9 protein-coding genes and 1 pseudogene are annotated in these 10281 nt (G+C 35.0%); 5 read left to right on the top strand and 5 right to left on the bottom strand.

Annotated features, from left to right (window positions below; all coding sequences use genetic code 11):
- Nucleotides 1–876, bottom strand: an 876-nt coding sequence (locus Q7P22_RS08230; RefSeq protein WP_303862985.1) for an ABC transporter substrate-binding protein, incomplete at its 3' end; no start/stop codon positions are given.
- A gap of 82 nt (nt 877–958) precedes the next feature.
- Nucleotides 959–2032, bottom strand: coding sequence for a nitronate monooxygenase family protein (locus Q7P22_RS08225; protein ID WP_303862982.1), 1074 nt, complete (start codon nt 2030–2032; stop codon nt 959–961).
- A gap of 252 nt (nt 2033–2284) precedes the next feature.
- On the opposite strand from Q7P22_RS08225, the gene Q7P22_RS08220 reads away from it, so the two are divergent.
- The 4 genes from Q7P22_RS08220 (at nt 2285) to Q7P22_RS08205 (ending at nt 5306) form a co-directional block, all read left to right on the top strand.
- Nucleotides 2285–2743, top strand: a complete 459-nt coding sequence (locus Q7P22_RS08220; protein WP_303862979.1) for a hypothetical protein — start codon at nt 2285–2287, stop codon at nt 2741–2743.
- 176 nt (nt 2744–2919) lie between these two features.
- Nucleotides 2920–3651, top strand: coding sequence for a zinc dependent phospholipase C family protein (locus Q7P22_RS08215; RefSeq protein ID WP_303862976.1), 732 nt, complete (start codon nt 2920–2922; stop codon nt 3649–3651).
- A 157-nt stretch (nt 3652–3808) separates the two neighbouring features.
- A complete protein-coding gene (locus tag Q7P22_RS08210) occupies nt 3809–5032 on the top strand; it encodes a cofactor-independent phosphoglycerate mutase (protein ID WP_303862973.1) in 1224 nt (407 codons plus the stop codon).
- Between the two features lie 13 nt (nt 5033–5045).
- The gene (locus Q7P22_RS08205) at nt 5046–5306 is read left to right on the top strand and encodes a GIY-YIG nuclease family protein (RefSeq protein ID WP_303862970.1); all 261 of its coding nucleotides are present in this window, start codon (nt 5046–5048) and stop codon (nt 5304–5306) included.
- Between the two features lie 102 nt (nt 5307–5408).
- Here the strand turns inward: Q7P22_RS08205 and Q7P22_RS08200 are convergent, their stop codons facing one another.
- A complete protein-coding gene (locus Q7P22_RS08200; protein WP_303862967.1) occupies nt 5409–6167 on the bottom strand; it encodes a MerR family transcriptional regulator in 759 nt (252 codons plus the stop codon).
- A gap of 157 nt (nt 6168–6324) precedes the next feature.
- Between Q7P22_RS08200 and Q7P22_RS08195 the strand changes: the two genes are divergently transcribed.
- Nucleotides 6325–6711 (top strand): hypothetical protein, encoded by a 387-nt coding sequence (locus tag Q7P22_RS08195; protein ID WP_303862964.1) that lies wholly within the window; start codon nt 6325–6327, stop codon nt 6709–6711.
- An 864-nt stretch (nt 6712–7575) separates the two neighbouring features.
- Here Q7P22_RS08195 and Q7P22_RS08190 read toward each other — a convergent pair.
- Together Q7P22_RS08190 and Q7P22_RS08185 are read right to left on the bottom strand one after the other, a co-directional pair.
- A complete protein-coding gene (locus tag Q7P22_RS08190; RefSeq protein ID WP_303862961.1) occupies nt 7576–9606 on the bottom strand; it encodes a penicillin-binding transpeptidase domain-containing protein in 2031 nt (676 codons plus the stop codon).
- Between the two features lie 279 nt (nt 9607–9885).
- Nucleotides 9886–10281 (bottom strand): annotated as a pseudogene (locus Q7P22_RS08185) (sodium:proline symporter); the annotation flags it as partial.

Genomic DNA, 10281 nt, shown 5'->3' with positions numbered 1-10281 from the left:
GTTTTGAACCACTTTATCTGAATCTGTTTTTGCAAAGTGATTTACAAAGTAATACCCTTCTACTTGCTCTGCGTAATCTTTTTCTACGCTATCCCAACCATCTACACCTACAACATCTTGTTCAAGACCCATACGTCTTATTTGAGTAGTAATTTTACCTACTTTGTCGTAGTAATCAGGTAAGAAAATGATATCTGGATTGGATTGTTGTACTTGTGTAAGAAGAGCACTAAAGTCGCCTTCCCCTTTTGGATAACCTAATTTATTTGTTACCTTAAGACCTGCATCTTCAAAAGCTTTTGCATATACATCCGTTACACCTACTGAATATGCATCATCTGTATTGTACAAGATTCCAACAGATTTAGCACCTAGTGTTTCAATACTAAATTTAGCAGCTGCTGCTCCTTGATATGGATCTGTGTAACATACTCTAAAAACAGTTGAGCCCTCTTCTGTAGCTTCTAATGCAGTTGATGTTGCAGTAATCAAAGGCATATTGTCTGAAGTAGCTAGATCTTTAATCGCCAACGTTTCACCACTAATTACGCCACCTATAACCGCTACAACTTCATCTTGATCTCTCAATCGGTTGTAAATATTAATGGTTTCTGTCTTATCGCCTTTTGTATCATATTGTACGATTTCGATTTGTTTTCCATCAATACCTCCGTTGGCGTTGATTTCTTCAATAGCTAAATTTACGCCATTTATTGTGGCTGTACCGTATGAAGCAACTTCACCTGTCAAAGGTCCAAGTGCACCAATTTTAATCGTATCTCCATCAGCACCGCCTCCACCAGAGCATCCTACAAGCGTTATGGAGATCATCAATATAAGCGCTAATGTACTTAAAAACAGTTTATTCTTTTTCAACAATTTTTCCCCCTATCATGATTAATATTAATATAATATTATAAATATTCAGAAAATTCAAGCACAAAAAAAAGAAGCTGAATTACTCAACTTCTTTAGCTTCTTTTTTTATTCTACTAAATAGCTCTTTTACAGTAATGATTTCATCTATTTTCGAGACATTACTTCCACAAAATACTAGACCCTTTTCAATATGGCCTTTAACGGCATTAATTAAGGCGTCTGATATGCAATAAGGTGCTGCCTTGGGCTCACATGGAGTCAAACAGTTGTAGCAAGTCTTAATAGGCATTCTTTCATTCTCCATTTGTTCTGAAAAAGGAGTGCGAATTGCTCTGCCTGGCATGCCTACAGGACTGTGCACGATCATTACATCTTCATCTTTTGCATTAACGTATGCCTCTTTAAATTCAATAGACGCATCACATTCTTCTGTAGCTACAAAGCGAGTAGACATTTGTACACCAGATGCTCCATTTTTAATGTACTCTCTAATGTCCTTTCCAGAAAACACCCCTCCAGCTACAATTACTGGAATCTTTTTGCTATATTGGGTTTCAAAAGGCATGATTTCTTTTAAGACATCTTTTAAAAGATCCATGATTTTAGGTCTATTTGGGTTTTTTACCTCTTCACTTGAAAATCCTAAGTGACCGCCTGCTTCAGGTCCTTCTACTACAATGGCATCAGGAAGATAGTCGTAATTTCTGATCCACAACTTGGCAATGATTTTTGCAGCCTTTCCTGAAGAAACAACTGGGACAGCTTTCGTGTTTGTGCCTTTTACGTACTTAGGCAAATCTTTTGGCAAACCTGCTCCTGCAATAATAATATCTATTTTTTCTTTAACAGCTTCCTCTACAAGTTCCTTGTATTGAGTAGCTGCTGTCATAATATTTATACCAATGATGCCTTTAGGAGATAATTCTCTAGCCCGTTGAATTTCTTTTCTCATAGCACGTAAATTAGCCATTAAGTTATTTGTTCTAAAATCCGCCTCTCTAAAGCCATTTTGCACCCCAGAAATAATACCAATTCCACCTTCATTGGCAACTGCTGCTGCTAAAGAAGATAATGAGACACCTACTCCCATACCACCCTGTATAACTGGCACTTTCGCTATTAAATTTCCTATTTTTAAACTCGGTAAGAGCATTTTATCATCTCCAAATTCCTTTGATTTTCAAATAGTTTGATAATCAAATAATATGACATTGCTTTATAATTGTCAACAATTTTTGTTTTTCACTTTATCTTTGTTCTTTACTTATAATAACTAAATATTGCGAATATTATGTACTTAGATATTCATTTGCTATATATTTTTATCTATTTTCGTCTTAATAGGTACCATCAAAAGTCGCTTACCATATGATATACTGTAAAACTTTAGAAAGGATGTATGATTTTGAGATATACAAATTCAGGTTTTAATCCCTATGCATATTATATGAATGCCCCCTATATTCCCTATGAGGAAAATCCAATGGGCGAGTATCTTGATATGTCAGAGGCCCAATTAGAAGAAATGTATCCAACGGTTTACCATACTGTATACCCAAGTGTGTCTTATCGATGCGATCGCATGCACGCACAATACGGTGACATGTACGTTCCAAATAGAGAAGAATTTGATGAAATGGTAAGCGATATTCAAAATAATGTAATTGAAAACGAAGAAAACTCCCAAAGCCAAGAAGTAGATATTAATCAGTGGAATAGAAATTCTGGTCCATTTAGAGATTTAGTATCAATACTGCTGATACAAGAGCTTTTAGATAGAAGAAGATTCCCCCATGATAGAAACCGCGGGCGTAGACGCGACAGATATGATAGATATGGAAGAGGTCCAGGATACTGGTATTAGGAAGTTCTAAGTTGTAAGTTCTATGTTCTAAGTATTTTGTCACCAACGGTGACCTGTTCTTTTCCTTAGAACTTACAGCGTAAATCTTAGAACTAAAAAATCCCTTTTCGAAGGGATTTTTTTAATGGATTGGGTAAACTAATTAGGAAATTTTACTACTTTAGGAGGTTCTTAATATGACTGTACTTGCTAAGACTTATGGAACAGCTTTGCAACTTCTTTTTGCTGTGCTCAATCCTTTTAAAAAAAGAGTTATCAGCACGGAATGTGAGGTTCATAAGTTCCTTAATCTACAAGCCTTAAATATACTGAGGAAGGACAAACATTTTACAGAATATGCTTATTTTAAACAGTACATACAGGATATTAACGAAGGTGCTGTTTGGGCAGATCAGGACTTTAAAAGTAGCAATCACTTCTACAACCCTTATACAGGTAAAGGCATGTATGGAAGGAGCAGTGCAAAAGATTTGGCTTTAACCTATTGTAATAAAAGCATTAACTTAATTAAAAAAGGTGAAATAGACGATGCCATGTTTTATCTAGGTGCTACTGCTCATCTCATTCAAGATATGGCAGTACCTCAGCACGCTAATATTCGATTATTGGACAATCATCGCCAATATGAGAACTACGTCATAAAAACCTATCAAAATGTTCAAGATTACAGAGATCTCAATGGAGTTTATAAATTAAAATCTCTAGATAACTATTTTAGATTTAATGCTAGGGTCTCTTTAAAAGTGTACAAACATTACCGTCATATAAAAAAAGACGATGAACGTTTTGATAAAATCACACGATGCGTCATTCCCCTAGCAGAGCGAACAACAGCCGGATTTATGCTAACCTTTTATGAACAAGTCATTGAGGGCAAGCTACCAACCACCAGCGATCAGCACTTGTAAGGTGTGCGTTGTACGTTCTAAGTAAAAATGATTGTTGAACAATCTCTCAATCCTTTCTCGTCTATAGATGAGCTTTTTTTCTACTTTCCGCTTTCAATTTTCTACTTTTATGATAAAATTATCGCATAACAGACATAGAATAGATAGGGTGATTAAGATGAAACATATTATTATTTTAACCGATGGTGCTGGAGATTACGATATCGAAAGCCTTGGAAATAAGACGCCTTTAGAAGTAGCAAGAACACCTTTTATAGATGAATTAGCACAAAAGGGAGAAGTAGGTTTAGTTCAGACGATTCCAAGGGGCATGCAACCTGGCAGTGATGTAGCAAATTTATCTGTAATGGGTTATGCACCAGACAAGTATCATACAGGTCGTTCCCCATTAGAGGCGGCAAGTATGGGTGTCCCCCTTATAGATACAGATATAACCTTTCGATGTAATATCGTAACCCTCACTGAAGACGAGCCTTACGAAGAAAAGACCATTCTCGATCATTCTTCTGGGGATATTACAACAGAGGAATCTACTCAATTAATACTAGATATTCGAGAAAAACTTCAGACAGAATTCATTCAATTTTATCCTGGCGTAAGTTACAGACACCTTATTTTATGGAAAGAAGGTCCTTACGACTTCGATTTGACACCACCACACGACATATTAACCCAAAAGATTACAAATTACTTACCTAAGGGGCCTTATAAAGATATTTTATATAATATGATGAGTCATTCTTATGACTTGCTAAAAGATCATCCCATTAATATTGCACGTAAAGAGAGAGGACTTAACCCTGCTAATTCCATCTGGATTTGGGGCGAAGGAAAAAAACCTCAGTTAGACCCTTTTTATGATAAATACCAATTAAAAGGATCTGTCATCTCTGCAGTAGATTTAATTAACGGTATTGGCATATTAGCAGGTTTACAACCTGTTAAGGTCGAGGGAGCTACTGGTACTCTCCATACCAATTTTGATGGTAAAGGTAAAGCCGCCATTGAAGCATTACTAAATGGAGACGATTTTGTTTACATTCACTTAGAAGCCCCAGATGAATGCGGTCATCAAGGAGATTTAGAAGGCAAGATAAAGTCTTTAGAGTTAATCGACGATAAAATAGTCGGAGCAATAAAAAATGCACTAGACGAGGCAAAAGAAGATTACCGAATCATGATTCTGCCAGATCACATGACGCCTATTGCCAAAAGAACACATACATCAGATCCTGTACCATATATAATTTACGATAGCACTCAAAACACAAATCTTTCTCAAAACAGATTTACGGAAAAAAGCGCAAAAACCGCTGGAAACTTCTTTAATGATGGTCCAAGCTTAACCTATTATTTCGTTAATCCAAACTCTAGAAAGTAATAGAGAATAGCTTATGTATTATGTTTATATGGTCCGCTGTAAAGACAACTCTCTATACACAGGATGGACTACAGATCCAAAACGCCGCACAAAGCAACACAACGAAGGCAAAGGCGCCAAATACACCTGCTCAAAGCGCCCAGTAAAACTAGTATACGTAGAAGAAACCTCTACAAAGCAAGAAGCTATGAGAAGAGAGTATGCAATTAAGCAGCTTCGAAAGGTGGAAAAGGAAGATATCTGTAAGAATTGGTTGGACGAGAAAAACAAATAAGCCACCAATGGTGGCTATAATGAGGCGGAAGAAGCTTGCTATGAAGGATTTTACATTTACTTACCTGAAAGCAAGTGCTCTTTTCCTGCCCAACCGGCCAAACTATTGTTTCGTATAAATAATAACCGCATCCCTCAAAAAATCCGCTGTGCCCGGTTGGTTTTCATCGTAGTATGCTGTAAACCTCTCGTCTTCCACATACATTTGCGCTAGACCTGCATGAGCCTCTGGGCTGTAGAAACCCCAATAGTAGGTAATCCATTGTTTATGAAGATCTGCTGCCTTTTGAGCTAATTCACTGGCAGGATCTCCTCCTTTAAAGGCTTCAGCCAAAGTTTCTTTTACTTCACCCTCTAATTTGGTAACCTCTTCGTAGTCTTCTTGGGACATATTCATTACCTTTTTATTGGATTTTTCTACCGTGTCCTTACCATATTTCTGCCGAATTTCATCTCCATATTTTTTTTCATTATCCTCAACAAGCTTTTTCTTAAAACCTTTAAATTTTTCTTGATCGTTCATTATAATTCTCCCTTCTTTTAAAGCCATGGTATTTTCTACATTTTCAATTAATACATCTAATTGAGCTCTTTTTTCAAGAAGTTTTTCATGATGCTCTTTTAAAGCAATTTGTTCGTCAAAGGAGGGCGAAGTTATAATCTCTTTGATACGAGATAGTTCAATGCCCAACTCACGATAAAAGAGTATTTGTTGTAACCGATCCACTTCCTTTTGACCGAACATTCGATATCCTGATGAATTAATCCTCGCCGGCTTGAGTATTCCTATTTCATCATAATACCTTAATGTACGAGTAGTTATTCCCGCCATTTTGCTTAATTTTTGAATCGTATATTCCACCTGAAAACCTCCTTTCAAGATGCACTATACACCTTAACGTTACGTCAATGTCAAGAGAATACAAAAATATTTATTATAATTTATATGAATCGTTTAGATATTTTGATGTTTATATAGTATAATAAAGAAAAACAAATCATGATTAGAGGAGTATGCAATGATTACAGCGTATTTAGTAGGAATTCCTGCTTATTATGAAGGGGAAGATATTGAAATTCGATACAGTATTTATAGAGATGAAGAATTAATATGTAAAAAGTCAATTTATCAGGACTATATTAAACCAGCTGCAGTTGGTATCAAAGCTTATATAGCTTTGCTTGAAGAGTTCCAACAAATTGATGGAGATGAATTTACTGTAATTATAAATGACCCAGCCTTAAATGAACTCATTAGAGGTACTTCTACTACAAAAAATGGTGCCGTATTAAAAGCCTTGAGCCAGATGAAGCGTAAGGTAGATAGATTGAATAAAAAATTAACTGTTATAGATGTAAGCAATCATTATGAAGATATCGTCAAATGGGATGAAGAACTAAAATAACAACTCGAATACTAGCCTAGTGGATTGGCTACCTTTAGTAGCCAAATCTATAAAATGAGTTTTCAGTTCATATTACGTATTTTATAAATCCTATAGCTTGACTCTTTTTACTATGTAACAGAATGGCCCGTCATATAAGTTAAAAAGGTTATAATAAATATGCTTACGGACATAATCAAAAGAATAATTTTATTTTTTGTAGACAATTGCATTTTACATGACCCCTTTGTACTATTTTATTTACTAAGAATAATATATGACTCTTAAGTGAATCTTAATACATCCTTAAAAACGTGTTAAGCGAAAAATCACCTTGCCTTAAAGCGAGGTGTATCACTTTACAAGCTACACTTTTAATTTTACATTTTTAAGTTTAAATCCTTCACAATTTGAATCACTGCCTTTTTATATTTTTCTGCGCTATATGTATCAATAAATCCCTTATTTGCTTCATAGATAGACTTTTTTTCTCAAGAGAATTTTCATAGGTTTTCTAATTTCAGCTTCATAAGATCCTATTTTATAATATTAGATTTTTCATTGCGCATTTTTTGTAGAATTTTGGCTGTTTAAGAAGAAACATTAATTTTCTTACTATCCGCTCCATAAAGCGCTTTTGTATATGCAATCTTTACCGGGTACAAAAACACATATCGTTAAAGAGACTAAACTTAAGTATATAATTCTACACAAGTTAGTAAATTCCTTCTTTTTCTGAAAAAAATTCTTACTGGTGGACAGTTGAACAGGAAAAACTTAAAAGTAGAAATCTGAAGATGAATAAAAAAACTTGTCTATTCACAAAAAAAATTGGGCAATAGTTTAACTATCGCCCAACTATTGTTCACTACTTTGATTTACCAACTATTCATAATTTTGTATAAACGCCCTAACCTTCGGCACTACTACATGGCTTCCACCTCTGCCTTGTACTTCTTCTATCATCATAGTCGTAATATATGGGGTAGTTTCACTTTTGTCTATGGCTGAAAACCAGCCTATTTCGTCCTTTTGATTAGACTCATTTGCATCGCTTACTTCTGCGGTTCCTGTTTTTCCTGCAATGGTCTTGCCTGCAATATAAGCTTCATGTCCTGTTCCTTTAGGGTCTTCTACTACCTTTACCATTAGGTCAAAGACTTTATTAGAGACTTCTTTAGATATTATATTCGTTATTACAGGTTCGGCTTTATCCATAATTAACTTTAGCTCTACTATGCCTCCATCGTTAGTAAAGGCAGAGAAAGCTTTTGGTATATTTAAAATATTAGTTAATACTTGCCCTTGTCCATAGCCTGTATCGCCTAGCAAGATTTCACTTGAAATTTTATTTTTATTTGCAAGTTGTGATTCATTCATACTATAACGTATCTTTAAATCTACTCCGATGCCAAAATCTTTTGCCCTTTGAATAAAATTTTCTTCTCCAATTTTCAGAGCTACTTGACCAAAGTATATATTGTCCGAGTAAACCATAGCTTTTTCTAAATCTACTGGAGTTCCTGGGTCTGTTACTCTAGTGATATAATAATCTCCCCAAGATGAATCCTTTTGCCAATCTTTCCCCTTCACATTTATAGTAAAATTCTCATCAATCACCTTACCATTTAAAGCTATTGCAGCTGTAATAGGCTTGAGAACAGAACCAGGTGTATAGACCTTGGTAAACCGATTTAGAAGTGGATTACTTTTATCTTCTTGAAGAGCTGTTAATTCTCCTGAAGTGATCCCTAAAGTGAATTTGTTCGGGTCATAAGAAGGTGAACTAACTATGGCTAAAATTTCACCATTTTTATAGTTTACAGAAGCTGCAGTTCCCCTTTCCCCATTCATACTTTCATATAATTTTTTCTGTAGGTCTATGTCGATAGTAATTACTAAATCTTCTCCGTCTTTTGCCTTCTCTTCCTTTAAAACTTCTTTTTCTGTTCCCTTATTGCTTGCTATCACAACTTTTTTGCCAGGTACTCCTCTTAATGTCTCATCAAAAATTTTCTCTAAGCCAGTCTTGCCTAGCTTGCTGTTTGAAGTAAATCCTTGACCCTCTAACTCCTTTAATTCATCCTCACCAATATAACCTAGATAACCTGTTAAATGAGCAGCTACTTCCTTATAGGGATAAACCCGTTCAACTATTTCTTTATACGTAGCACCATTATTTTTAGCATATATTTCTTCTATTTGAGACACTTGCTCTATAGGTATTTTTACAATATCTACAAAAGATTCGTCCTTTACCCATGAGAGATTTAATCGGTCTTTTATATAATCTTCAGAAATAGAGAAAGCTTCTGCTATATCCCTAATGACTTCTTCTTTCATATCTCCTAGTCTACCAGGGACAATACCTACTTGAATTACAGTGCTATTTTGAGCTAATTTATTGCCATTGCGATCTGCAATAACCCCGCGAACAGGTGAAGTGTTCCTCGTAATGATAGAGTCTCCAGCCTCAAGATTTTCATATATCAAATCGTAATCCCAATCAATATACCAAGAAGACTTATCTTCGACTTCTTCTTTTACTACGCTCACTTCTAGATTATAGGATTTTTCACCATAGGCCGTCTGAAGGGTGACCTTAATCGGGATACTCACTTTATCTTCGTTTTCAATTTTTTCTTTTAATTTCTTTTCATCCCCTAAGTTTTCTACAGCTATCGAATCTACTTTCAAATCTGTATAAAGCTCCTCGTATGCCTTTTTAAACTCCTTTAAAGATAATCCATCCTTATCTTCTGGGGAAATAACTGCATACATATCTTCATAATCCTTTGATTCCCATAATTTAATATACTGATCTACCAAACCTACAGGATCTTTTTGGCTAGAACAACCGGCAAATAGTAGCAATAGGCTACAACATATAGACAATAACAATTGCTTTCTAATCATATTAACCTCCTAAATATCTAACTTAGCTTTTTATCTACAAAATTTATTATACCATAAATATGCCACAGATCACCTCAGCGGCTTCCCATCTGAGGTTGTTTGGGAGTTGTCACTTACCTCTACGTTGTAAGTTCTAAGCAAATTCTTTTAGATCATTATTTGTGATTGTTGCATCCAATTATTAGTATTTAATAAGAACTTAATTAATACCTAGAACTTTTCTTAGTACATAAAAAGCTTCTCCCTAATCAGAAGAAGCTTTGAATTATGTAATTCATATTAAGCTTGTTTTGCAAGATCAAATTCCTTTTGTATTTCTTCTGATGGTTCTTTTGTTATCAGTGAAACTATTATAATAGCTATACAAGAAAGAATAAACGCTGGCATTAGTTCATAGATGCCAAATATACCACCTAGAGGTTTAATGAAAAGATTCCATATAAATACCATTATACCACCGGTAAGCATACCCGCAATGGCGCCTTCTCTTGTCGTTCTCTTCCAAAATAAGGAGAACAGCATAATAGGACCAAATGTTGCACCGAAACCTGCCCAAGCAAAGGATACTACATTAAAAATAACGCTATTTTCATCTAAGGCAATAAGCACTCCTACTATTGTAATCGCGATTAATGTGATTCTAGAAATCTTCATAACTTCCTTATCAGTTGCATC

The sequence above is a fragment of the Alkalibaculum bacchi genome, assembly GCF_937875145.1.
Classification (GTDB): domain Bacteria; phylum Bacillota; class Clostridia; order Eubacteriales; family Alkalibacteraceae; genus Alkalibaculum; species Alkalibaculum bacchi_A.
Note: the sequence above shows the minus strand (reverse complement) of the source record. Positions and strands in the feature narration are given on the sequence as shown.